Source organism: Enterobacter cloacae complex sp., from assembly GCF_900322725.1.
Taxonomy (GTDB): domain Bacteria; phylum Pseudomonadota; class Gammaproteobacteria; order Enterobacterales; family Enterobacteriaceae; genus Enterobacter; species Enterobacter quasihormaechei.
Genome location: NZ_LT991957.1, coordinates 2,799,802 through 2,823,040, shown reverse-complemented (window position 1 = coordinate 2,823,040; position 23,239 = coordinate 2,799,802). Strand labels below are relative to the sequence as shown.

The following is a 23,239-nucleotide window of genomic DNA, read 5'->3' as shown; positions in this document are numbered from 1 at the left end:
TGTAGCAAGATCACAGGATTAGAATATATCCGCACATAAACCCCTACAAAAAGCATTTATGCGCAAAAAAAACACTGAATGCTAAAACGTCAAAAAATGCTATTATCCGCTAACCTGTAAACAGGCACCTGCGGCAGTTTTAAGGATGAGGATAGTATATGGATCAGGCTGGAATTATTCGCGACCTGCTCACCTGGCTGGAAGGTCATCTCGACCAGCCATTGTCACTGGATAATGTGGCGGCAAAAGCAGGCTATTCCAAGTGGCATCTGCAAAGGATGTTCAAGGATGTCACCGGTCATGCTATCGGTGCCTATATTCGTGCACGTCGGTTATCAAAGTCTGCTGTTGCGTTGCGCCTGACCGCGCGGCCCATCCTCGATATTGCCCTGCAATATCGCTTCGATTCACAGCAAACCTTTACCCGCGCCTTTAAGAAACAGTTCTCGTTAACGCCAGCGCTTTATCGCCGCTCGCCTGACTGGAGCTCCTTTGGTATGCGTCCGCCGCTGCGTCTGGGCGAATTTGCGATGCCAAAATATGAAATCATCACCCTGCCGGAAACGCACCTGGTCGGCACCACCCAGAGCTACTCCTGCTCCCTGGAGCAGATCTCCGAGTTCCGCCATCAGATGCGCGTTCAGTTCTGGCGCGAATTTTTAAGCCACGCGCCGGCGATCCCGCCGATTCTGTATGGCCTGAACGAAACGCATCCAAGCCAGGAAAAAGACGACGAGCAGGAGGTGTTTTATACCACGGCGCTCACGCCTGACATGGCGAACGGGTACATTCATGGCTCGCAGCCTGTCGTGCTGGAAGGCGGCGAATATGTAATGTTCTCATACGAAGGGTTAGGAACGGGCGTTCAGGAGTTCATCCTGACCGTTTACGGGACCTGCATGCCGATGCTGAATCTGAATCGCCGTAAAGGTCAGGACATTGAGCGCTACTATCCGGCACAGGATGCTAAACCGGAAGAAGGCCCTATCAATCTGCGTATGGAATTCCTGATTCCGGTACGTCGTTAACGCTGTAATTCGTCCAGTGCAGGGGCATCAAGATGCGAAATGTCCCCTGCCGTTTCAACCACCCACCCCGATGCCAGCCAGGCGCTTTCCTGATAGTCGATACGGGAAATGGAACAGTTGCGCAGACGTAAACGGCGCTCGGCGTAAGCCGGCAGACCGAGAATGGTGCTCACCAGGCAACCCAGCGCGATACCGTGGCTCACCAGCAGCGGACGGCTACCTGCCGGAAGCTTCAGGCACTCGGCCAGCGCGGCATGCATACGCACGCTCAGCTCCTGCATGGATTCCCCCTCCGGGATGCGACCATCTTCGGTACCGTTCACCAGCATGCGACGCCAGCCCTCTTCGGTTTCCGTCAGCGTATCGATGGGACGTTTTTCCAGCACGCCCATATCCAGCTCGCGCAGGCGCGGTTCGAGGGTGACGTCACAGCCACAGGCATCGGCGATGATGCGTGCCGTCTGCTGCGTGCGGCCTAAATCACTGGAGATAACGTGAGTGATGCCCAGCGTTCTGGCGCGCTCCGCCACCTGCCACGCTTGTTGCACACCCTTGTCGGTGAGAGGACTGTCTGACTGCCCTTGAATACGTCGCTCGGCGTTCCACTGCGTTTCACCGTGGCGAACAAGGTATACCTGTAACATGCTTTTTTTCCGTTATACTGCGATGAATTTTTTAATCGAGCTTAATTATGCACCATGTTGTCTCTGCTACCACCAATCCTGCCAAAATTCAGGCAATTCTAAGGGCATTTGAAGAGATCTTCGGCGAAGGATCCTGCCATATGGACGCCGTCGGCGTCGAGAGTGGCGTGCCGGAACAGCCGTTTGGCAGCGAGGAAACGCGCGCTGGCGCACGAAATCGCGTGGCGAATGCAAAAGCCGCCGCACCCGACGCTGACTTCTGGGTCGCGATTGAAGCGGGCATCGACGAAGGGGCAACCTTTAGCTGGGTTGTCATCGAAAGCCGCGAGCAGCGCGGCGAAGCGCGTTCAGCCACCCTGCCGCTGCCGGAGATCATTCTGGAAAAAGTCCGCGCAGGTGAAGCGCTCGGGCCGGTGATGTCACAGTACACCGGTATTGATGAGATTGGACGTAAAGAAGGGGCGATTGGCGTCTTTACCGCCGGCAAGCTCACCCGTTCGAGCGTTTATCACCAGGCGGTGATCCTGGCGCTGAGCCCGTTTCATAACGCGATTTATCGTTAAGTTTGTTGGCCGGATAAGGCGAAGCCGTCATCCGGCGTTTTTCAGCAATACCGCTTCCAGCCACTGGCGCAGCTCAACCGGCGCAGACTTCAGGCTGTTCGATCCACGGGTGATCGTCGCGATGCCCGCGCCCAGCTCGTTTTTCAGCTCGCGCTGGCTCATCTCACCGCGTAATAGCTCTTCAATAATCCGCACGCGCGTGCCCAGCGCCTCACGCTCGTCCGGCGTAAGCATCAGCTGCATGAGGGGTAGGTGCAAATCCTGCTCGTAAGACTGTCGAAGCAGCTCCACAAAACGAAGCCACTCCTGATGACGCTGTTCGGCCATGGCCGAGGAATACGGGGAATGCTGGGTCATGTTATGCTGCCTCTTGTACTCATTAACGAGTACAGCATAACACAACCCACGCCGATCAGTAACGTCTCTGCCACTCGGCATCGCTCATCAGGGCATCTTTCTCCCCCATGAAGTGCCGATAGTAGGCGTCATACGCCAGCACGTTCTTCACGTATCCGCGCGTTTCCGAGAACGGAATGCTTTCAACGAACGCCACGGCGTCGAGTCGCCCTGCGCTGTTGCCGAGCCACGTCCGCACGCGCCCAGGCCCTGCGTTGTACGCCGCTGACGCGAAGATGCGGTTATTACCGAACTGCTGATAGACATACTGCAAGTAGCTGGTACCGATGTTGATGTTGGTATCCGGATCCAGCAGCTGGGACGGGCTGCTGTATCCCGGGATATTAAACATCTTCACCGTGTGCGTCGCGGTGCCCGGCATAATCTGCATCAGGCCGCTGGCCCCCACCGGAGAACGCACTTTCGGGTTCCAGGCGCTCTCCTGGCGTGCGATCGCCATCGCGTAGCTCTGCGGGATATCTTTGTCGCGGGTGTAGCGCTCAAAGAGATCGTTGTACGCCAGCGGGAAACGCTCCTCAAGATGATCCCACAGCTTGCCGGCGATCGTCGCCTGTACGCTCAGATCCCACCAGCGATTATCAAACGCGTAGCGGGCAAGCTGCGCCTTCTCATCGACGGTACGGCTGGTAACCAGATTGGCCCACTCGCTGCGCGCGGTATTATCCAGATTCCAGTACATCAGCTCGCGCACGCGGGCCATTTCTGGCCCCTGGGTCAGCGCCGGGTTCGCGTTGGCGGGCGCTTTGTCGATTTTAAGCGTGTACTCCTCACCCAGACGCTGTGCCGCCGCCATCGGGTAGAAGCCACGCTGCTGCATCAGCGAGTGAAGAATATCTTTGGCTTCGTCTTCACGGCCACGCTCCAGCAGCAGGTCCGCCTGCCAGTAACGCCACTCATCTTTCTCTTTGGCATCCATCGGCAGACGCGCCAGCCAGGTATTGAGGCCGCGGCGGTCGCCCGTGCCCAGCGCCATGCGCACGCGGCGCTCCACTAGCGAAACGGAGTTTGAACGCATCACCGCATCGTCACGCCAGCGCGCCTGTTCGTCGGTGACATCCGTGCCCATCAGTCGCCACGCCACAATGTCGCGCAGCTCCTGGGTTTGATCGTCATTAAGCTGCTGAGCCTGCACCAGCTGCGGGATCATCAGCCGCGCGTTTTCCACATCGTCACGCGCCACGCTGGCAAAGGCCACCGCCGCCATTTGACGGGTAAAATCGGTCGCGCCGGTGGTACGCGCAAACGTCAGCACGGTGTTGGGATCGTTTGCCAGACCGATAACGGCAGACGCAATGGTCTGATAATCCGCTGGCATCTGGCCCGCCAGCACGTTGACCAGTCGGGTGTTTCCGGCCTTCATTGCCAGGCGAATACGTTCCAGGTAAGCGAGCGGATCCTGCTTGCCCGAGGCGCGCCAGGCGCTGAAAAGCGGGTCACAGGCGTTTGGCTGGCTTTTGCCCGTCAACCACAGATCTTTCGCCCCGGCCCAGGCTTCCTCCTGCTGACCGGTCGCCCATTTCGCATAATAGTAATTACACTGCGCTTCCGTCGCACCCGGTTTATCCGGGCTGAAGGCCAGCAGGCCGCGCCAGTCTTCACGACGGGCCAGCTCGTTCACGAACCGGGATTTCAGGGTGCGCGCAGGCGGCAGGGTCGGGTTCGCCTGAATGAAGTTATTCACGGTGACGGTCGGTTGATTCATGAGATCGTCCGTGATCTGGCGATACTCAAGGTACGGATACAGCGGATAATCCTTCAGCGTCGGCATCAGCGCCTGCACGGTATCCATCTGCTTGTTGTCCCATGCCTGTTTAATCTGGGCATAGCGGTTACGTTGTTCATCCAGTGAATCGGCATGCACCGCCTGGCTTACCGCCATTACGCATACGCTGGCAGCCAGCAGACGCCAGACCACCCGTTTGGCTTTTTCCACAAGCTCTTCCTCATTGTTTTTCGTTAGTTGCAGCGTCTTGCCACGTCAAAGTTACCTCAACTTATGCTAACCAGGCATCCCACAACGCGCCACGTCGTGGACACTTTTTTACCTTTCTTGCGCGTTTTAACACTCCCGACGTTCCTGGCTGGGATTAGGGCGTGAAAAAGGCTACACTTCGAGGCTGAAATTCATTCTCATCACGATAAAAGAGGCGAAGTCCAACGTGGCTCAATTCGTTTATACCATGCATCGTGTCGGCAAAGTTGTCCCGCCGAAACGTCATATTCTTAAAAATATCTCGCTGAGCTTCTTCCCGGGCGCAAAAATTGGTGTTCTGGGTCTCAACGGTGCCGGTAAGTCCACCCTGCTGCGCATCATGGCCGGCATCGATACAGACATCGAAGGTGAAGCCCGTCCGCAGCCTGGCATCAAGATCGGCTACCTGCCACAGGAACCTCAGCTGAACCCGGAGCACACCGTGCGTGAATCCGTTGAAGAAGCGGTGTCCGAGGTGGTTAACGCGCTGAAAGGTCTGGATGAAGTGTATGCCAAATACGCCGAGCCGGATGCGGACTTCGACAAACTGGCCGCTCAGCAGGGCAAATATGAGGAAATTATCCAGGCGCACGACGGTCACAACCTGAACGTGCAGCTGGAGCGCGCGGCGGATGCCCTGCGTCTGCCGGACTGGGATGCAAAAATCGCGAATCTCTCCGGTGGTGAGCGCCGCCGCGTGGCGCTGTGCCGCCTGCTGCTGGAAAAACCAGACATGCTGCTGCTCGACGAACCAACCAACCACCTGGATGCGGAATCCGTGGCCTGGCTGGAGCGCTTCCTGCACGACTTCGAAGGTACCGTAGTGGCCATTACCCACGACCGTTACTTCCTCGACAATGTCGCCGGCTGGATCCTGGAGCTGGACCGCGGTGAAGGGATTCCGTGGGAAGGCAACTACTCCTCCTGGCTGGAGCAGAAAGATCAGCGTCTGGCGCAGGAAGCTTCTCAGGAAGCGGCGCGCCGTAAGTCTATTGAGAAAGAACTGGAGTGGGTTCGTCAGGGCGCGAAAGGCCGTCAGTCCAAGGGCAAAGCCCGTCTGGCGCGCTTCGAAGAGCTGAACAACACCGAATACCAGAAGCGTAACGAAACCAACGAACTGTTTATCCCGCCTGGAGCACGTCTGGGGGATAAAGTGGTTGAAGTGACCAACCTGCGTAAGTCATACGGCGACCGCCTGCTGATCGACGATCTGACCTTCTCCGTACCGAAAGGTGCGATTGTGGGCATTATCGGTCCGAACGGCGCGGGTAAATCGACCCTGTTCCGTATGATGTCCGGTCAGGAGCAGCCTGACAGCGGCTCTATCACCCTGGGTGAGACCGTTAAGCTGGCCTCCGTGGACCAGTTCCGCGACGCGATGGACAACAGCAAAACCGTGTGGGAAGAAGTCTCCGGCGGGCTGGATATCATGCGTATCGGCAATACCGAGATGCCAAGCCGCGCCTATGTTGGCCGCTTTAACTTCAAGGGCACCGACCAGGGCAAGCGCGTGGGCGAGCTGTCCGGCGGTGAGCGTGGTCGTCTGCACCTGGCGAAACTGCTTCAGGTTGGCGGCAACGTTCTGCTGCTCGATGAACCGACCAACGACCTGGACATCGAAACCCTGCGCGCGCTGGAAAACGCCCTGCTGGAGTTCCCGGGCTGCGCCATGGTTATCTCGCACGACCGCTGGTTCCTTGACCGTATCGCGACCCACATCCTGGACTACCAGGACGAAGGTAAAGTGGAGTTCTTTGAAGGTAACTTCACCGAATACGAAGAGTACAAGAAACGCACGCTGGGCGCTGACGCGCTGGAGCCGAAGCGTATTAAGTACAAGCGTATTGCTAAGTAAGTGCCAAAAAAAGCCGAGTGGCGCTCACGCTTACCCGGCCTACGGTTCTGCTCTGTTTGTAGGCCGGGTAAGGCGAAGCCGCCACCCGGCTTTTTTATTTGCCCACGTAATACCGCTTCACCTCGTCAAACTGCATCGCAAACTCGATATAGCTCATCAGCGCGGGCGAATTGAGCTTACGGCTCGGATAGGCCAGCCACAGATCGTTTCCCTCAACGCTCCACTCCGGCAGCACTTTCACCAGCGCGCCCCTTTCGATTTTGTCTTCCAGCAGGAATGCGGGTAACAGCGTGATCCCCGCTCCGGCAATCGCGCATTCGCGGGCGTACACCAGGTTATCCGTCAGATGGGCGTTATCCGGCAGAAAGCGATAATCCTCGCTCTCGCTCTGCAACAACCACTCAGCCCAGGATTTATGGGTAATACAACGGTGATCCACCAGCTGTCGGGGATGGGTTAACGGCTCCCGGCGCGCCAGATAGTCGGGCGATGCCAGCATGTAGCGTGGACAGTGCCCTATCATGCGGCCGATCAGGGAAGAGTCCTGAGGTTTCCCGGTTCGCAGGGCAACGTCGAAACCCGACTCCACCAGATCGAGGACATCATCTGAAATTGAGACATCGAGCGAAACGTCAGGATAGCGAAGCTGGAACTCGGCATTCATATGCGCCAGCAGGGTCGCGCCAATCCCCGCCGGACACGTAATACGCAGCCGTCCGCTGGGGTTTTCGCGCAGGCGCTGAATGGCATACTCCGCCCGCTCGCTGGCCGCCAGCATCTCGCGACAGTGCACCAGATAGTGCTCGCCCGCGAACGTCAGGCTGATCCTGCGCGTGGTGCGATTCAGCAGACGGATCCCCACCTGTTGTTCAAGCTGGCTGATGCGCTGGCTGACGCTGGATTTCGGCAGCTCAGCTTTCAGCGCCGCCGCGGTAAAGCTGCCCATTTCTGCCACCAGCGCAAACAGCGCCATATCCTGAAGCTGTTTAAACATGATTGTTCACCCCGTGCGAACGGTGAGCTCTGGATTGTCCATCTTATCACGCAGCTGACCCCTTACCAGACTAGCCTCAACAAGACGCATTTCATCGAGGAGCACAGGTCAGTAAAATGATTGCGCCGCAGGGGTATATGCGTGGGGAGGTAGTGGTTGAGTTCTGAGTGGATAATTCTCCTCACCCTAACCCTGCTCCCCCATCATCTCCTTCACCAGCTCGACGCAGCGCAGGAAGCGGGTGTCATAATCCGACTCTTCCACATGCACAAACTCAACGTTGTTTTCGTTAAGCATCTCAACCAGCATGGTCTGGAACTCGCGCCTGTCTACCGAGCTGCCCAGGCTGCGCATGCCGTCGGCCACCCACGGCGTGTTGTTTTCCAGCAGGATCACCAGGTCAAAGCGATATTCGTCAATCAGCGCCTGCACAAACGGGTGCTCGCGTCCTTCGTACTTTTTACAGAACGCCTGTGTGGTGACGAAATCAGTATCAATAAACGCGACTTTGTTGGCGTATTTCACCGCAAAATCAATGTACTGGGCGTGCCCCAGCGCAATTTTATCGTAGTCGGAATACTGCAATGCCATCTCGTCACCGCCGAGGTGTGAGAAGACATAATCGCGGCCATACTCCCACGCGCTGGTGGTGTTGAAGATATTCGCCAGCTTATTGACCAGCGTCGATTTGCCGCTCGACTCGCCGCCAAGGATCGCCACCGTACGCACGAAGAACGGCTTCACCTCGGTCGGGATGTAGTCCCAGTAACGGAACGGGTTCTCGCGGATCTGCGCCCCGCTGATGTTCATAAAGGTGCGTTTAGGATCGATCAGCACCGTCTCGATGCCCAGATGCTCGCGGAACTGCGGCGCGTCGGACTCTTCAGAGGTGTAGATCCAGTTAGGCGTAATGCCCTTCTCTTCCATAAACGCTTTGACGCCGTTGCTCCACACGTCCCAACCGTGCGGATACGGCTCCATGCCCTCTTCATTAAAGGCATGAATGCGGATATTTTTCTGATACTTAAACGTCTGAAGCAGCCAGCGCAGGCGGTCCGGCACCGTGGGCTGCTGCGACATGGCGCTGTCTTCAAACAGCTGGCGATCGCGGGTTTCGTCGTAACCCATGATGATATGCAGCTCGTCGACCTGGCTACAGGCGCGCTGGATCAGATAGATATGCCCGGTATGCAGCGGGTAGAACTTGCCGAACACCACGCCTATATTCTTTTGCATCCGCGGAAATTCAAGCCCCAGAAAACGGTGCAGCGCTTCAAGCTTCTGCGCGCTGGGGCTTTTGATTTTGGCGTTCAGCAGTTGGCTCAGGTAGCCCTTGGTCATGCCGCTGGCGTCCGCCACCTGCTGCAACGTGCAGCCCTTCTGGCGGATCGCGGTCTTGATGTAGTCAAATGATGACATAAATTACGGTGCCTCCTGCAAAATCGAATACGTAATTATAAGTCGTCAAAGACATTTAACGCATCTGCGAGTTTTTTAACGCCAAAAACCTGCATCCCTTCCGGGATTTTTTTCGGCACGTTGGCGGCCGGAACAATCGCGCGGCGGAAGCCGTGTTTTGCCGCTTCGGAGATACGCTCCTGTCCGCTCGGCACCGGGCGAATTTCGCCCGCCAGCCCCACTTCGCCAAACACCACCAGATCCTGCGGCAGTGGCCTGTCGCGCAGGCTGGAGACCATCGCCAGCAGCAGCGCCAGGTCCGCGCTGGTTTCGGTCACCTTCACGCCACCCACCACGTTGACGAACACATCCTGATCCGCCATTTGCAGGCCGCCGTGACGGTGCAGCACCGCCAGCAGGATCGCCAGGCGGTTCTGTTCCAGACCGACCGCCACGCGCCGTGGGTTGCCCATCATCGAGTGATCCACCAGCGCCTGAATTTCGACGAGCAGCGGACGCGTCCCCTCCCACAGCACCATCACCGAACTCCCGGACGTAATCTCGTCGCCACGGCTCAGGAAGATGGCCGACGGGTTGCTGACTTCGCGAAGCCCCTGCTCGGTCATGGCAAAAACGCCCAGCTCATTCACCGCGCCGAAGCGGTTTTTGTGGCTGCGCAGGGTACGGAAGCGGGAGTCCGCATCGCCGTCGAGCATCACCGAGCAGTCGATACAGTGCTCCAGCACCTTCGGACCCGCCAGCGAGCCGTCTTTGGTGACGTGGCCGACCATCACAATCGCCACGCCGCGCGTTTTGGCAAAGCGCGTTAAATACGCAGCCGTTTCACGCACCTGCGCCACGCTGCCCGGCGAGGACTGAATGTCCGCCATGTGCATCACCTGGATGGAGTCGATCACCATCAGCTTCGGCTGCTCTTCTTCGGCGATCATGCAGATCTGCTCGATGCTAGTTTCCGACAGCATATTCAGGTTACCGGTCGGCAGGCCGAGACGGTGAGCGCGCATCGCCACCTGCTGGAGGGATTCTTCACCCGTCACGTACAGGGTTTTCATCTGTTCGGCGAGCTTGCAGAGCGTTTGCAGCAGCAGGGTCGATTTGCCCGCGCCCGGGTTACCGCCGATCAGAATCGCGCTGCCCGGCACCACGCCGCCGCCGAGCACGCGGTCAAATTCTTTGAATCCGGTTGAGAAGCGCGGCAGCGCCTCAAGGCTGATATCCGAAAGTTTTTGTACCTTCGACACGCCTGCATTGCCCGCATAGCCGCTCAGCCGTTCATTGCGGGCCACGCTCGGCGAAGCCGCCACACCACGCACTTCGGTGATGGTGTTCCAGGCATGACAGGCGCTGCATTGCCCCTGCCAGCGCGGATAATCCGCACCACATTCATTACAGACAAATGCGCGTTTTGGAGCTTTCGCCACGGTTTACCTCGTTATTTCTGTGCGGCCTGCGTGCCGGGTGGCGCTAACGCTTACCCGGCCTACAGCGCAGACCGTTATTTCTGGTTGATGCTGCCGGAGAGAATGCAGAACACCCCCATCAGGTCAGCGTGACGAATAGTGACTTCCGTCTTTTCATTCACTTTTGGCTTGGCGTGGTAGGCAATACCCAGACCGGCAGCTTTGATCATCGGCAGATCGTTCGCGCCATCGCCGATGGCGACGGTCTGCTCGACCGGAACGTCATATTTTTCAGCCAGACGCGTCAGCGTACTGGCTTTGTACTGCGCATCCACGATGTCGCCGATGACCTGACCGGTCAGCTTGCCGTCCATGATCTCCAGCTCGTTTGCCACCACGGTGGTCAGACGCAGCTTGTCACGCAGGTAATCGGCAAAGAAGGTGAACCCACCGGAGGCAATCGCCACTTTCCAGCCGAGCGTCTCCAGCTTGAGCACCAGCTGCGTCAGCCCCGGCATCAGGGGCAGTTCATCGCGCACCTGACGCAAAATGTTCGCATCGGCTCCCTTCAGGGTCGCCACGCGTTGTCTCAGGCTGGCGGTGAAATCCAGCTCGCCGCGCATCGCGCGCTCGGTGACGTCCGCCACCAGCTCGCCGCTGCCCGCCAGTTTAGCGATCTCGTCGATACATTCGATCTGAATGGCGGTAGAGTCCATGTCCATCACCAGCAGGCCCGGCGTTTTCAGGTGCGGGATCTTGCCGAGCGGGGCAACGTCCAGCCCGGCATCGTGCGCCAGGCGCGTGGCGCGCTGCGTCAGGGAACCCGCGAGGCGAATGACCTGATAATCTTCCACGCACCAGGCCGCAACGATGACCATCGCTGCGCCCAGTTTGGTTTGATACTGGGTCAGGCGTTGCTTATCCAGGCCGCGTCCGTACAGCAGCCAGCCGCTACGGCCAGCGTGGTAATCGAGGGGCATCACCTCATCGCCACTTAACGAGAGCGGCAATCCTGGCCATAAAGAGACATCCGTTGGCAGGTCGCACCAGGTAATGTTCGGCATTGAAGCTCCTGTAATTTCGTTCGCGCCGGAAGGTTCCAGAGGGAAAATAACGCATGAGGCTACCCTGTAACCATCACTTCTGGCAACATTAAGCCGTAAATTTTCAGCAGGTGGAATATGGCTCGCGCAAAACTGAAATTCCGGCTTCATCGCGCCGTGATTGTCCTGATCTGTCTCGCCCTGTTAGTGGCGCTGATGCAGGGGGCATCCTGGTTTAGCCAGAATCACCAACGGCAACGTAATCCGCAGTTTGAAGAGCTGGCCCGCACGCTGGCGCGCCAGGTGACGCTTAACGTCGCGCCGTCTATGCGCACCGAAACGCCGGACGACAAGCGGATAGCCCAGGTATTGCGCCAGCTCACGGAAAACAGCCGTATTCTGGACGCAGGCGTGTACGATGAACAGGGCGACCTGATTGCCCGCGCGGGTGAGCATGTCGACGTGCGCGACAGGCTGGCGCTGGACGGCAAAAAAGCCGGCGGTTATTTCAATCAGCAAATCGTCGAACCTATTGAGGGCAAAAATGGTCCGCTCGGCTATTTACGCCTGACGCTCGATACCCACACCCTGCCAACCGAAGCCAAACAGGTGGATAACACCACCAATATTTTGCGCTTGATGCTGCTCCTCTCGCTGGCGATTGGCGTGGTACTGGCGCGTACGCTGCTGCAAGGCAAACGTACCCGCTGGCAGCAGTCGCCGTTCCTGCTAACCGCCAGCAAGCCGGTTCCCGAAGAGGAAGAGAGCGAGAAGAAAGAATAGTGATAAAGTAGGCAGATGATTCGGAAAAGGAACTCTGCCATGACGACGTTACGCCTGCTTATCTCTGACTCTTACGATCCCTGGTTTAACCTGGCGGTGGAAGAGTGCATCTTCCGCCAGATGCCCGCCACTCAGCGCGTGCTGTTTCTCTGGCGCAACGCCGATACGGTCGTCATTGGCCGCGCGCAAAACCCGTGGAAAGAGTGTAACACCCGCCGTATGGAAGAGGACAACGTCCGCCTGGCGCGCCGCAGCAGCGGCGGCGGCGCGGTGTTTCACGATCTGGGCAATACCTGCTTTACCTTTATGGCGGGCAAGCCGGAATACGATAAAACCATCTCGACCTCCATTGTCCTCAACGCGCTCAATTCGCTCGGCGTGAAGGCCGAAGCCTCCGGACGTAACGATCTGGTCGTGAAAACGCCCGAGGGCGACCGGAAAGTGTCAGGCTCCGCCTACCGCGAGACCCTGGATCGCGGATTCCACCACGGTACCCTCCTGCTGAACGCCGACCTGAGCCGTCTGGCGAACTACCTCAACCCGGACAAGAAAAAGCTCCAGGCGAAAGGGATCACCTCCGTACGCGGTCGCGTGACGAATCTGGTGGAACTGCTGCCGGGCATTACCCACGAGCAAATTTGCGATGCGATCCGTGAAGCCTTCTTTGAGCATTACGGCGAGCGCGTGGAGGCGGAAGTGATCTCCCCCGATAAGACCCCCGACCTGCCCAACTTCGCTGAAACCTTTGCCCGCCAGAGCAGCTGGGAGTGGAACTTCGGCCAGGCACCGGCGTTTTCACACCTGCTGGACGAGCGCTTCACCTGGGGCGGCGTCGAGCTGCACTTTGACGTGGAAAAAGGCCATATCACCCGTACGCAGGTGTTTACCGATAGCCTGAACCCGGCACCGCTGGAGGCACTGGCGGCACGTTTGCAGGGCTGTTTGTATCGGGCGGATATGCTGCAACAGGAGTGTGACGCGTTACTTGTTGATTTTCCGGAACAGGAACAAGAGTTGCGGGACTTATCGGCGTGGATTGCGCAGGCAGTACGCTAGTAAAAAGGCCCGCTGGCGCTGCGCTTAGCGGGTCTTGAAAACCGTAGGCCGGGTCAGGCGAAGCCGCCACCCGGCACAACAGCTTTTACTCTTTATCGCCCAGCAGAACGGATTCCAGCGCGATTTTGATCATGTCGTTGAAGGTGGTCTGACGCTCGGCAGCGGTGGTCTGCTCGTGGGTACGGATGTGGTCAGACACGGTGCAGATGGTCAGCGCTTTCGCACCAAACTCAGCCGCCACGCCGTAGATACCGGCCGCTTCCATTTCTACGCCCAGGATGCCGTATTTTTCCATCACGTCGAACATGTCGCCTTCTGGCGAGTAGAACAGATCGGCAGAGAACAGGTTACCCACGCGCGCATCGACGCCCAGTGCTTTTGCCGCGTCAACCGCGTTACGCACCATGTCGAAGTCGGCGATTGCCGCAAAATCGTGATCCTTAAAGCGGATGCGGTTAACTTTAGAGTCGGTACACGCGCCCATGCCGATCACCACGTCACGCAGCTTAACGTCCATACGCACCGCACCGCAGGAGCCAACGCGGATGATTTTCTTCACGCCGAAATCGGTGATCAGCTCTTTGGTGTAGATGGAGCAGGACGGGATACCCATACCGTGGCCCATAACGGAGATCTTGCGGCCTTTATAGGTACCGGTGAAGCCCAGCATACCGCGCACGTTGTTCACTTCACGCACGTCTTCGAGGAAAGTTTCTGCAATGTGCTTCGCGCGCAGCGGGTCGCCAGGCATCAATACGACGTCAGCGAAATCACCCATTTCTGCATTAATGTGAGGAGTTGCCATCTTCAGTTCCTTTTCATTTGTTTTTTTGCCCGGTGGCGCTTCGCTTACCGGGCCTACGGTTTTGTAGGCCGGGTAAGGCGCAGCCGCCACCCGGCAATGACATCAGAACATAGCCTTGCCATATTCCATGTCAGACGTACCAAAGTATTTCGCAATCGTCTGGCCGATGTCCGCGAAGGTTTCACGGTGCCCCAGCGAACCCGGTTTTACTTTCGGGCCGTACACCAGCACCGGAATGTGCTCGCGGGTGTGGTCGGTACCGGTCCAGGTTGGGTCACAGCCGTGGTCGGCGGTCAGGATCAGAATGTCATCTTCCCCCACCAGCTCCATCAGCTCTGGCAGACGGCGGTCGAACAGCTCCAGCCCTGCCGCGTAACCTGCTACATCGCGACGGTGGCCCCAGGAGGAGTCGAAGTCCACGAAGTTGGTGAAGACAATGGTCTTATCACCCGCCTCTTTCATCTCTTTGATGGTAGCGTCGAACAGCGCATCCAGACCGGTCGCTTTGACCTTTTTGGTAATGCCGCAGTTGGCGTAAATGTCCGCGATTTTACCGACGGAAACGACCTGACCGCCTTTCTCGTCGACGAGCTTTTGCAGCACGGTAGGTGCCGGTGGCTCAACGGCCAGGTCGTGACGGTTACCGGTACGCTGGAAGTTACCCGCTTTGTCTCCGATAAACGGACGTGCGATCACGCGGCCAATGTTGTAGCCGCCTTCGGTCAGCTCTTCACGGGCGATTTCGCACAGTTCATAGAGTTTATCCAGGCCAAACGTCTCTTCGTGGCAGGCAATCTGGAACACGGAGTCAGCAGAGGTGTAGAAAATCGGCTTGCCGGTTTTCATGTGCTCTTCGCCGAGCTGATCCAGAATCACGGTACCGGAAGAGTGGCAGTTACCGAGGTAGCCCGGCAGGTTGGCGCGCTTCACCAGCTTATCGAGCAGCTCCTGCGGGAAGCTGTTCTCGTGATCGGAGAAGTAACCCCAGTCGAACAGCACCGGCACACCGGCGATTTCCCAGTGGCCGGACGGGGTATCTTTCCCGGAAGAGAGCTCGTGCGCCCAGGCGTAGGCGCCAACTACTTCCGCGTTACCGTCCATACCGGCTGCGATTTTACCGGTAGAGCCTTCATGCGCTTTTACCAGCCCGAGGCGGGTCAGATTTGGCAGGTTCAGAGGGCCTTTACGACCGTTATCCGCTTCGCCTTTTGCACAGGCTTCCGCGATGTGACCCAGGGTATCGGAACCCACGTCACCAAAACGTTCTGCATCTTCGGTTGCGCCGATGCCGAATGAGTCCAGCACCATAATAAATGCACGTTTCATAATTGTTCTCCGTACTTAGTGCTTCATAAAAATGCGATCAGATCAGTATACCGCTATTCAGTGATACGACGATAGACCGTCGGTGTGGTTTCCGGTGCTTTATCGTCAAGAGATATTGCCGCTTTCACCGCTTTCGCCGCGTCCTGCCAGCTGGCTTCGTCCTTCGCGTGGATCACCGCCAGCGGACGTTGACCGTCAACGCTGTCGCCCAGACGGGCCATATCGGTAAAGCCGACGCTGTAATCAATGGTGTCCGATGCCTGACGACGACCGCCGCCCATAGACACAACAGCCATGCCGAGCGCGCGGGTGTCCATGGCGGAGACAAAGCCTTCGCTGTCCGCGTAGACCGCCTTGCTGAGCATCGCGGTTGGCAGGTATTTCGCATAATTTTCCACGAAGTCGGTCGGGCCTTTCTGCGCCGCCACCATACGGCCAAAGATCTCCGCCGCTTTGCCGTTGTCCAGCACCGCCTGAAGCTTCGCACGGGCTTCCGCATCGTCTTTGGCCAGCTTGCCGGAAATCAGCATCTCCACGCACAGCGCCATGGTGACGTCGAACAGGCGCGGGTTGCGGTATTCACCCGTCAGGAACTGCACGGCCTCGCGCACTTCAACCGCGTTACCGGCGCTGGAGGCCAGCACCTGGTTCATGTCGGTCAGCAGCGCGGTGGTGCGCACGCCTGCGCCGTTGGAGACGCCAACGATCGCTTCGGCAAGCTGAGCAGAGAGTTCATAGGTCGGCATAAACGCGCCGCTGCCCACCTTCACGTCCATCACCAGCGCGTCCAGCCCTTCCGCCAGCTTTTTGGCGAGGATAGAGGCGGTGATCAGCGGAATGGAGTCTACGGTGGCGGTAATATCGCGCGTCGCGTAAAAACGCTTGTCTGCCGGCGCAAGAGAGCTGGTCTGGCCGATAATCGCCACGCCAACGTCTTTAATAATCTCGCGGAAGCGATTGTCATCCGGGAAGATATCGAAGCCCGGAATGGCTTCCAGTTTGTCGAGCGTACCGCCGGTGTGGCCCAGGCCGCGCCCGGAGATCATGGGAACGTAACCGCCGCAGGCTGCCACCATAGGGCCGAGCATCAGCGAAGTCACATCCCCCACGCCGCCGGTGGAGTGTTTGTCCACAATCGGGCCGTTGAGGTTAAGGCTTTTCCAGTCCAGAACGGTTCCTGAATCTCGCATCGCCATGGTCAGCGACACGCGCTCAGGCATCGACATATCGTGGAAGAAAATGGTCATCGCCAGAGCAGCAATCTGCCCTTCTGAGACGGTGTTGTCACGAATGCCGTTGATGAAGAAGCGGATCTCTTCGTCGCTTAAAGCAAGACCATCACGTTTTTTACGAATAATTTCTTGTGCGAGAAACACGGTAACCTCCATGCGGAATCGGGGGAGTTGTGGCGGGTACACTTACCCGCCCTACGATCCTGTGGGCCGGATAAGCGAAGCGTCATCCGGCATTGTCTGGCAATCAGTAGCTGCTTGCGCTCTTACCGTCGCCGTGACCCAGCGCTTTCAGCAGGCTGGCCAGCAGGCTGGACGCGCCGAAACGGTAGTGACGGGAATCCGCCCAGTCGGCACCAAACAGCTCGTCGGCAATCGCCAGGAACTGCTGCGCGTCTTCGGCGGTACGTACGCCGCCCGCAGGTTTGAAGCCAACGGTTTTGGATACGCCCATATCGCGAATGACTTCCATCATGATGCGCGCGCTTTCCGGCGTGGCGTTGACGGGCACTTTACCGGTAGAGGTTTTGATGAAATCTGCGCCAGCGTTGATGGAAATTTCAGATGCTTTACGAATCAGCGCTTCTTCTTTCAGCTCGCCGGTTTCGATGATCACTTTCAGCAGCACGTTTGCCGCCGCACAGGCGTCTTTACAGGCTTTCACCAGGTCAAAGCCAACCTGCTCATTGCCGGCAATCAGCGCGCGGTACGGGAACACCACGTCAACTTCGTCTGCGCCGTATGCAATCGCCGCGCGGGTTTCCGCCAGCGCAATCTCAATGTCGTCATTGCCGTGCGGGAAGTTAGTCACGGTTGCAATGCGCACGTCCGGCGTGCCCTGCTCTTTCAGCGTTTTGCGGGCAATCGGGATAAAGCGCGGGTAGATACAAACGGCGGCGGTGTTACCCACTGGCGTTTTCGCCTGATGGCACAGGGCGATGACTTTTTCATTGGTGTCGTCATCGTTCAGGGTGGTCAGGTCCATCAGCTTCAACGCGCGCAGGCTGCTTGCAGTTAAATCGGTCATAACATTCTCCAACGGCAGTGCCGTATCAATTTTACCTTGCGGGTCTGTGAGTATTCTAACATTCACCCGCCTCTACACTTCGACATTCATCACAGTTAATGAAAACTGTGTGCAAATTTGCATTACTGTAATGAGATCTTCTTCAAACTTTCATGCGCCAACCGCCGACTAAAGCAGCGATACCCCCTGTCGGATCAAAGGCGCCACCGGGCTGGCTTTCTACAATTCGTTCACCATCCGCAGAACCCTCAAGGAAGTTGAACATGCCCGACGCCCTGCAACAACGATGCCAGCACATTGTGACAAGCCCGGTGTTAACCCCGGAACAAAAACGTCATTTTCTGGCGCTGGAAGCGGAAAACAATCTGCCCTATCCCGCTCTGCCAGAGGCGGCACGCGCCGCGCTGGATGAGGGATTTATCTGCGACATGTTCGAAGGCCATGCGCCTTACAAACCGCGCTACGTGCTGCCGGACTACGCTAAATTCCTGGCTAACGGTTCAGAATGGCTGGAGCTGGAAGGGGCGAACGATCTGGATGATGCCCTCTCGCTGCTCACTATCCTTTACCACCACGTTCCGTCCGTCACGTCCATGCCGGTCTATCTGGGCCAGCTCGATGAAATCCTCAGTCCTTATGTTAAAATTCTAACACAGGATGAAATCGATAGCCGAATAAAACGTTTCTGGCGCTATCTGGACCGCACCCTGCCAGACGCCTTTATGCATGCCAATATCGGCCCGGCGGATACGCCCGTCACCCGCGCCATTCTGCGCGCAGATGCTGAACTGAAGCAGGTTGCGCCGAATCTGACCTTTATCTACGACCCGGACGTTACCCCCGACGATTTGCTGCTGAGCGTGGCGAAAAACATTTGTGAGTGCAGCAAGCCGCATATTTCCAACGGTCCGGTAAATGATAAAATTTTCACAAAAGGTCGCTATGGCGTGGTGAGCTGTTACAACTCCCTGCCGCTCGCGGGCGGCGGCAGCACGCTGGTGCGCCTTAACCTGAAAGCGATTGCGGAGCACAGCCACTCCCCGGAAGACTTTTTCACCCGTACCCTGCCGCACTACTGTCAGCAGCAAATCGCAATAATCGACGCGCGCTGCGATTTTTTATATGAGCAGTCCGGCTTCTTTGAGAATAGCTTCCTGGTGAAAGAGGGGCTGATTGACGCCGATCGTTTTGTGCCGATGTTTGGCATGTACGGCCTGGCCGAAGCGGTGAACGTACTGTGCGAGAAAGCAGGCATAGCGGGACGGTACGGTAAAAGCGAGCAGGCCAATGCGCTGGGCTACCGCATCAGTGAACAGCTTGCGGCGTTTGTTGAAAACACGCCGGTGAAACACGGCTGGCAGCATCGCGCAATGCTGCATGCGCAGTCAGGGATCAGTTCTGATTCGGGCACCACGCCGGGGGCGCGTCTGCCGTACGGTGACGAGCCGGATCCCATCAGCCACCTGCTCGCCGTAGCGCCGCACCATAAACACTATCACTCGGGGATCAGCGATATTCTTACCCTGGATGAGACGGTCAAACGCAATCCTCAGGCGGTGGTGCAACTGTGCCTGGGGGCGTTCAATGCCGGTATGCGTGAGTTCACCGCGAATGTGGCGGGAAACGACCTGGTGCGCGTTACCGGGTATATGGTTCGCTTGTCGGATCTGGAGAAATACCGGGAAGCGGGTTCGAGAACGAACACCACGTGGCTGGGCGAAGAGGCCGCGCGCAATACCCGTATTCTGGAACGTCAGCCGCGCGTGATTAGCCATGAACAACAGATGCGCTTTAGTTAGTCAGGTTATCCCCTTCTCCTGCGTGGACGGACCGGGCAGCCGCCTGGCGCTGTTCCTTCAGGGCTGTAACCTGCGCTGCAAAACCTGCCACAATCCGTGGACGATAGGGCGCTGCAACGACTGCGGCGAGTGCGTTCCTCACTGCCCTCATGACGCGCTGACTCTTCAGGCCGGGCGCGTCTGGTGGCAGGAAAGCCACTGTCAGCAGTGCGACACCTGTCTGCACCTGTGTCCGCAGCAGGCGACGCCGATGGCGCAGCGCTACAGCGTCGAGGAGATCCTCGCCCAGGTCCGCACGTCTGCGCCTTTTATCGAGGGCGTGACCGTCAGCGGGGGTGAAGCCACCACACAGCTGCCGTTTGTGGTGGCGCTGTTCACCGCGATCAAAGCCGATCCATCCCTGCGCCATCTGACGTGCCTGGTAGACAGCAACGGCCTGTTAAGTGAAACCGGCTGGCAAAAGCTGTTACCGGTGTTTGACGGCGCGATGGTGGATCTGAAAGCCTGGGGCAATGAGCATCACCGTTTTCTGACCGGGCGCGAAAATTCGCTGATCAAGCAGAGCATCCGCTGGCTGGCCGAGCGTCATCGCCTGACGGAGCTGCGCCTGCTGGCGATCCCCGATCGGTGTGATTATCTGCAACATCTGCCATCGCTGACCGCTTTTATCCACGCGCTGGGGAACGTTCCGGTGCGGATCAACGCGTTTCATGCCCATGGGGTTTACGGGGAGGCGGCGCAATGGCGGAGCGCCACGCCGGAGGACGTCGAGCCGCTGGCGCGGGCGCTGGAACAGCAGCACATTACGGTGATCCGCCCGGCTCTTTATCTATAGCGTGATGCCAAAGACCGCGCGGGTATTTTCCAGCAGCGCGCCGGCAATCACCTCTTCAGGCTCCTGACGCAGTTCACACAGCACGTCAAAAACGCGCGCCGCCTGCTCCGGGCGGTTGGGCTGGCCCTGAAAACCATTCAGCGGCATGTCAGGCGCATCCGTTTCCAGCAGGAGCGAAGACAGGGGGAGTTGCGCCATCACGTCGCGGGTTTTGCTGGCTCGCGGATAGGTGATGGTGCCGCCGACGCCAATCTTATAGCCCAGCCCGATAAAACGCTGCGCCTGCTGAAGGCTGCCGGCGAAACCGTGGACCACGCCCGTGCGCGGCAAATCGATGCGCTTCAGGTGCATCGCCAGTTTGTCATGGGTACGTCTGGAGTGGAGGATCACCGGCAGATCGTGGCGCTTTGCCAGCCGGAGCTGCGCATCCAGGATCGTCTGCTGGCGTTCAAACTGCGGATCTTCACGATAGAGATCGAGGCCGATCTCCCCGATGGCAACCAGCTTCTTATCCGCGTTTTGCAGCGTGGCATCCAGCCTGTCGATATGTTCGTCAAGGTGGTGCTCAATCACGATCGGATGCAGACCCAGCGCGGCGTACAGCGCATCGTGAACGCGGGCAAGTTCCAGGACGTTCTCAAACCTCGCCGCCTCAATAGCCGGGACAATAATGGCCCTCACGCCGGCCTGAGCCGCGCGCGCGATACTTGCGGCTTCCTCACCGCTAAACGGGGGGAAATCAAAGTGGCAATGGGTATCGATAAAGCAGTGCGTCACGCCAGATCCTCGTTATCGAGTAAACCATCGTTGGCCTGTGGCGCGTCCACCAGCGGCATCGCCACCGCGTCATTGGCCACAACGGCGGGCGGCAATATGATGCTTTTATGCCGATGAAGAGGCGGTTGCTCGGCCAGCATTTTCCCGACGGTCGCCAGGAAGTAACGCCCGCACAGCCGCCCCGTTTTGTAGTCCATACGCAACGCAGGCAGCCGGCTGCCCAGCGCCATGCTCAGCAGCGGCTTAGGCGGATAAATTTCAAAGATGCGCAGCTTGCCCGGGGGTTTTTCAATAAAGCGCTGCATCGCGCCGTAGGTCGTTTCATGCTGCTTTGCGATATTTACCAGCGGTTGCAGGCTGCTGTCGCCCAGCCAGCGTTCCATACGCTTAAACCACTGTGGGGTGTAATACATCTGCGAAGGCACCGTGCGGATCACCACAATGGTGTTCGCCCCGCGCCGCGCCGCCTCCTGTACCGGTACCGCGTCGCTGATACCGCCATCAAGATAGCTGATCCCCTCCAGCAGCGCGCCGGTGCGGTAGAAACCGGGGATCGCGCTGGAGGCGCGGATGATATCCAGCCAGTTATCTTTCTGCGGCGAAAAGTAACCCGGTGAATAGTCATCGCCGCGGCTGGCGCACATCCAGAACTCTTTTCCGGTATCGAACAGTCGTGACGCGGTATCCATGGCCAGCGGCATCTGGCTGGAGGTGGCATCCAGCAGCCAGTCGAGATCGATCAGGTTCCCGCCGCGCACGAAGCGTACCGGGTTGAAGAACGCTTTGGAGGTGGTGTAGCGCATAATCACTTTGCGCGCATAGCCGGGCTGGTTACAGACGTAGGCAGAGAGGTTCTGCGCCCCGGCAGAAGTGCCGAAATAGAGATCGAACGGGTTAAACTCAGCGCGCATAAATTCGTCCAGCACGCCTGCTGTGAAAATACCGCGCTGTCCGCCCCCTTCACAGACCAGCGCAAGCTGGCCTGCATGGAATGGTTTTAACGTCAGCGGCGCAATATTGCCGATCGTCACGGGAATTCGCTGCCCCACCTCTGCCTTCCTGTTTTCATTATTATGTTCAGACACAGTAACGCAGATCCCTGCCGGTTCTCAAACGAGAAAAAGCCAGTCACGAGGACTGGCTTGAGTTTGTTTAATGAATATTGCGTTTGCTACGGGCGACGTCGACCCGTAAACAGGCTCACCAGGAACAGAATAATACCGACGACGAAGACAATTTTCGCTGCCCATGCCGCGGTACCCGCCAGTCCACCAAAGCCCAATGCGGCGGCAATTAACGCGATAACCAGAAATATAATGCCCCAACGAAACATAAGCCTCTCCTTTACCATAGTTAATGTCGGCCGCTAAACGTGAGCGCTCAGGCCACTCACCGGCGTTTTTCCAGAGTCGTTTTTATTTCGCCCGCGGCGTTAAGCCAGACGGGCGAGTGGTGCTGCTTTACTTCGTTTTCAGATCGTTTTTAACGCTTTTCACACCATCAATCGCTTTCGCAATTGATTCAGCACGATCGCTTTGTGCCTGGTTCTCAACCGTACCGGACAGCTGAACCACACCATCGGTGGTTTCAACTTTCACCATACGGGATGGCACGATGTCGTCAGCTAACAGTTTAGCTTTGATTTCGCTGGTAGTTGCTGCATCTCCGGCATAACCCTTCACCGAAGACTCTTTGCTGTCACGTACGTGCAGTTTGTCGCTGACGGAGCTTACGCCCTCAACGCCTTTGGCCACTTTAACGGCCTCTTCGGCCTGGGTCTGGCTTTCAACGAAACCGCTCAGGGTGACAACCTTGTTGTCGGTTTTAACAGAAATATCGGTGCTCTTAATGGATTCATGATCCACCAGTGCGGCTTTCACTTTTGCTGTGATAGAGCTGTCATCCATGAAATTACCGACTTTATTCATAGAGCTATCGATTTTTTCCCCTGCGGTATTAGCGGTATTTTGCGCTTTATCCATGGTGCTGGTTTCCGCCAGTGCAGAACCGCTTACCAGGACACTACCCAACGTTACAGCCAGCAGAGTTTTAGAAATCTTCAGTCTTGTCATATTCATCGATTTATTCCTGTGTTTTGCCCGTTATTCGGGCGACATACTTCCCTAAATCTTGGTTTTATATATTGCGAATTAACACACGGGCGAAATGGAGAACCAGTGGACATGCATTGAACAGTTAATTCATCCATGCCCGGTGCTAAACACTCAGTTAAATATAGATCACAATTACGGGGGTGCATTCAG

At 57.6% G+C, this 23,239-nt stretch carries 22 protein-coding genes; 7 read left to right on the top strand and 15 right to left on the bottom strand.

Features of this window, described 5'->3' with window-relative positions:
- The first annotated feature begins 158 nt into the window (after positions 1-158).
- Complete coding sequence (gene robA, locus DBR02_RS14040) at positions 159-1,028, top strand: MDR efflux pump AcrAB transcriptional activator RobA (protein ID WP_063450712.1); 870 nt, start codon at positions 159-161, stop codon at positions 1,026-1,028.
- Here the strand turns inward: robA and gpmB are convergent.
- The gene (gpmB, locus tag DBR02_RS14035) at positions 1,025-1,672 is read right to left on the bottom strand and encodes a 2,3-diphosphoglycerate-dependent phosphoglycerate mutase GpmB (RefSeq protein WP_063867415.1); all 648 of its coding nucleotides are present in this window, start codon (positions 1,670-1,672) and stop codon (positions 1,025-1,027) included. The two genes, robA and gpmB, sit on opposite strands and share 4 nt — an antisense overlap.
- Before the next feature lie 47 nt (positions 1,673-1,719).
- Between gpmB and yjjX the strand changes: the two genes are divergently transcribed.
- Positions 1,720-2,235 carry an inosine/xanthosine triphosphatase gene (gene yjjX, locus DBR02_RS14030; protein WP_107534660.1) on the top strand — a complete coding sequence of 172 codons (516 nt, stop codon included), beginning with the start codon at positions 1,720-1,722 and terminating at the stop codon, positions 2,233-2,235.
- 27 nt (positions 2,236-2,262) lie between these two features.
- Here yjjX and trpR read toward each other — a convergent pair whose 3' ends face one another.
- Positions 2,263-2,592 carry a trp operon repressor gene (gene trpR / locus DBR02_RS14025; protein ID WP_010427104.1) on the bottom strand — a complete coding sequence of 110 codons (330 nt, stop codon included), beginning with the start codon at positions 2,590-2,592 and terminating at the stop codon, positions 2,263-2,265.
- A 55-nt stretch (positions 2,593-2,647) separates the two neighbouring features.
- On the bottom strand, positions 2,648-4,585 hold the full coding sequence (gene sltY, locus DBR02_RS14020; protein ID WP_107534659.1) for a murein transglycosylase: 1,938 nt from the start codon (positions 4,583-4,585) through the stop codon (positions 2,648-2,650).
- Positions 4,586-4,811: 226 nt separating this feature from the next.
- On the opposite strand from sltY, the gene ettA reads away from it, so the two are divergent.
- Positions 4,812-6,479 (top strand): energy-dependent translational throttle protein EttA, encoded by a 1,668-nt coding sequence (ettA, locus tag DBR02_RS14010; protein ID WP_006810191.1) that lies wholly within the window; start codon positions 4,812-4,814, stop codon positions 6,477-6,479.
- A 94-nt stretch (positions 6,480-6,573) separates the two neighbouring features.
- Here ettA and DBR02_RS14005 read toward each other — a convergent pair whose 3' ends face one another.
- The 4 genes from DBR02_RS14005 to serB form a co-directional block, all read right to left on the bottom strand.
- Positions 6,574-7,473, bottom strand: coding sequence for a LysR family transcriptional regulator (locus DBR02_RS14005; RefSeq protein WP_063867412.1), 900 nt, complete (start codon positions 7,471-7,473; stop codon positions 6,574-6,576).
- Between the two features lie 186 nt (positions 7,474-7,659).
- Positions 7,660-8,892 carry a multifunctional transcriptional regulator/nicotinamide-nucleotide adenylyltransferase/ribosylnicotinamide kinase NadR gene (gene nadR, locus DBR02_RS14000; RefSeq protein WP_063867411.1) on the bottom strand — a complete coding sequence of 411 codons (1,233 nt, stop codon included), beginning with the start codon at positions 8,890-8,892 and terminating at the stop codon, positions 7,660-7,662.
- 35 nt (positions 8,893-8,927) lie between these two features.
- A complete protein-coding gene (radA, locus tag DBR02_RS13995) occupies positions 8,928-10,313 on the bottom strand; it encodes a DNA repair protein RadA (protein ID WP_003856523.1) in 1,386 nt (461 codons plus the stop codon).
- A 74-nt stretch (positions 10,314-10,387) separates the two neighbouring features.
- Complete coding sequence (serB, locus tag DBR02_RS13990; RefSeq protein WP_107534658.1) at positions 10,388-11,356, bottom strand: phosphoserine phosphatase; 969 nt, start codon at positions 11,354-11,356, stop codon at positions 10,388-10,390.
- A 117-nt stretch (positions 11,357-11,473) separates the two neighbouring features.
- Between serB and DBR02_RS26600 the strand changes: the two genes are divergently transcribed.
- Positions 11,474-12,118: a YtjB family periplasmic protein gene (locus DBR02_RS26600; RefSeq protein ID WP_064910148.1), complete on the top strand. Its 645-nt coding sequence runs from the start codon at positions 11,474-11,476 to the stop codon at positions 12,116-12,118.
- Between the two features lie 39 nt (positions 12,119-12,157).
- Positions 12,158-13,174, top strand: coding sequence for a lipoate--protein ligase LplA (gene lplA, locus DBR02_RS26595; RefSeq protein ID WP_139158015.1), 1,017 nt, complete (start codon positions 12,158-12,160; stop codon positions 13,172-13,174).
- Positions 13,175-13,259: 85 nt separating this feature from the next.
- On the opposite strand, the gene deoD is transcribed toward lplA, so the two are convergent.
- The 4 genes from deoD to deoC all read right to left on the bottom strand — a co-directional run bounded on the left by deoD (position 13,260) and on the right by deoC (position 17,564).
- Positions 13,260-13,979, bottom strand: a complete 720-nt coding sequence (gene deoD, locus DBR02_RS13980) for a purine-nucleoside phosphorylase (protein WP_003856538.1) — start codon at positions 13,977-13,979, stop codon at positions 13,260-13,262.
- Positions 13,980-14,081: 102 nt separating this feature from the next.
- Positions 14,082-15,305, bottom strand: a complete 1,224-nt coding sequence (gene deoB, locus DBR02_RS13975) for a phosphopentomutase (RefSeq protein WP_063867407.1) — start codon at positions 15,303-15,305, stop codon at positions 14,082-14,084.
- A 53-nt stretch (positions 15,306-15,358) separates the two neighbouring features.
- A complete protein-coding gene (deoA, locus tag DBR02_RS13970; RefSeq protein WP_063867522.1) occupies positions 15,359-16,681 on the bottom strand; it encodes a thymidine phosphorylase in 1,323 nt (440 codons plus the stop codon).
- A 103-nt stretch (positions 16,682-16,784) separates the two neighbouring features.
- On the bottom strand, positions 16,785-17,564 hold the full coding sequence (gene deoC / locus DBR02_RS13965; protein WP_063867406.1) for a deoxyribose-phosphate aldolase: 780 nt from the start codon (positions 17,562-17,564) through the stop codon (positions 16,785-16,787).
- Between the two features lie 263 nt (positions 17,565-17,827).
- Between deoC and DBR02_RS13960 the strand changes: the two genes are divergently transcribed.
- Both DBR02_RS13960 and DBR02_RS13955 read left to right on the top strand, forming a co-directional pair.
- Positions 17,828-19,363: a YjjI family glycine radical enzyme gene (locus tag DBR02_RS13960; protein ID WP_107534657.1), complete on the top strand. Its 1,536-nt coding sequence runs from the start codon at positions 17,828-17,830 to the stop codon at positions 19,361-19,363.
- On the top strand, positions 19,338-20,198 hold the full coding sequence (locus DBR02_RS13955; protein ID WP_107534656.1) for a YjjW family glycine radical enzyme activase: 861 nt from the start codon (positions 19,338-19,340) through the stop codon (positions 20,196-20,198). Before DBR02_RS13960 ends, DBR02_RS13955 begins: the two co-directional genes overlap by 26 nt.
- Here DBR02_RS13955 and DBR02_RS13950 read toward each other — a convergent pair.
- The 4 genes from DBR02_RS13950 to osmY all read right to left on the bottom strand — a co-directional run bounded on the left by DBR02_RS13950 (position 20,193) and on the right by osmY (position 23,053).
- Positions 20,193-20,975, bottom strand: a complete 783-nt coding sequence (locus tag DBR02_RS13950) for a TatD family hydrolase (protein WP_107534655.1) — start codon at positions 20,973-20,975, stop codon at positions 20,193-20,195. The two genes, DBR02_RS13955 and DBR02_RS13950, sit on opposite strands and share 6 nt — an antisense overlap.
- Positions 20,972-22,024, bottom strand: a complete 1,053-nt coding sequence (locus DBR02_RS13945; protein ID WP_107534654.1) for a patatin-like phospholipase family protein — start codon at positions 22,022-22,024, stop codon at positions 20,972-20,974. Before DBR02_RS13945 ends, DBR02_RS13950 begins: the two co-directional genes overlap by 4 nt.
- A gap of 122 nt (positions 22,025-22,146) precedes the next feature.
- Complete coding sequence (locus tag DBR02_RS13940; RefSeq protein WP_003856556.1) at positions 22,147-22,308, bottom strand: DUF1328 domain-containing protein; 162 nt, start codon at positions 22,306-22,308, stop codon at positions 22,147-22,149.
- A 127-nt stretch (positions 22,309-22,435) separates the two neighbouring features.
- The gene (gene osmY, locus DBR02_RS13935) at positions 22,436-23,053 is read right to left on the bottom strand and encodes a molecular chaperone OsmY (protein WP_063450727.1); all 618 of its coding nucleotides are present in this window, start codon (positions 23,051-23,053) and stop codon (positions 22,436-22,438) included.
- Positions 23,054-23,239: the final 186 nt, after the last annotated feature.

Excerpts from the sequence above, each read along its gene's own strand:
- lplA (WP_139158015.1), top strand. The coding sequence starts at position 12,158 with ATGACGACGTTACGCCTGCTTATCTCTGACTCTTACGATCCCTGGTTT.
- deoB (WP_063867407.1), bottom strand. The coding sequence starts at position 15,305 with ATGAAACGTGCATTTATTATGGTGCTGGACTCATTCGGCATCGGCGCA.
- serB (WP_107534658.1), bottom strand. The coding sequence starts at position 11,356 with ATGCCGAACATTACCTGGTGCGACCTGCCAACGGATGTCTCTTTATGG.
- deoC (WP_063867406.1), bottom strand. The coding sequence starts at position 17,564 with ATGACCGATTTAACTGCAAGCAGCCTGCGCGCGTTGAAGCTGATGGAC.
- yjjX (WP_107534660.1), top strand. The coding sequence starts at position 1,720 with ATGCACCATGTTGTCTCTGCTACCACCAATCCTGCCAAAATTCAGGCA.
- osmY (WP_063450727.1), bottom strand. The coding sequence starts at position 23,053 with ATGAATATGACAAGACTGAAGATTTCTAAAACTCTGCTGGCTGTAACG.
- DBR02_RS26600 (WP_064910148.1), top strand. The coding sequence starts at position 11,474 with ATGGCTCGCGCAAAACTGAAATTCCGGCTTCATCGCGCCGTGATTGTC.
- robA (WP_063450712.1), top strand. The coding sequence starts at position 159 with ATGGATCAGGCTGGAATTATTCGCGACCTGCTCACCTGGCTGGAAGGT.
- DBR02_RS13960 (WP_107534657.1), top strand. The coding sequence starts at position 17,828 with ATGCCCGACGCCCTGCAACAACGATGCCAGCACATTGTGACAAGCCCG.
- nadR (WP_063867411.1), bottom strand. The coding sequence starts at position 8,892 with ATGTCATCATTTGACTACATCAAGACCGCGATCCGCCAGAAGGGCTGC.
- DBR02_RS13955 (WP_107534656.1), top strand. The coding sequence starts at position 19,338 with ATGAACAACAGATGCGCTTTAGTTAGTCAGGTTATCCCCTTCTCCTGC.
- trpR (WP_010427104.1), bottom strand. The coding sequence starts at position 2,592 with ATGACCCAGCATTCCCCGTATTCCTCGGCCATGGCCGAACAGCGTCAT.
- DBR02_RS14005 (WP_063867412.1), bottom strand. The coding sequence starts at position 7,473 with ATGTTTAAACAGCTTCAGGATATGGCGCTGTTTGCGCTGGTGGCAGAA.
- deoD (WP_003856538.1), bottom strand. The coding sequence starts at position 13,979 with ATGGCAACTCCTCACATTAATGCAGAAATGGGTGATTTCGCTGACGTC.
- DBR02_RS13940 (WP_003856556.1), bottom strand. The coding sequence starts at position 22,308 with ATGTTTCGTTGGGGCATTATATTTCTGGTTATCGCGTTAATTGCCGCC.
- gpmB (WP_063867415.1), bottom strand. The coding sequence starts at position 1,672 with ATGTTACAGGTATACCTTGTTCGCCACGGTGAAACGCAGTGGAACGCC.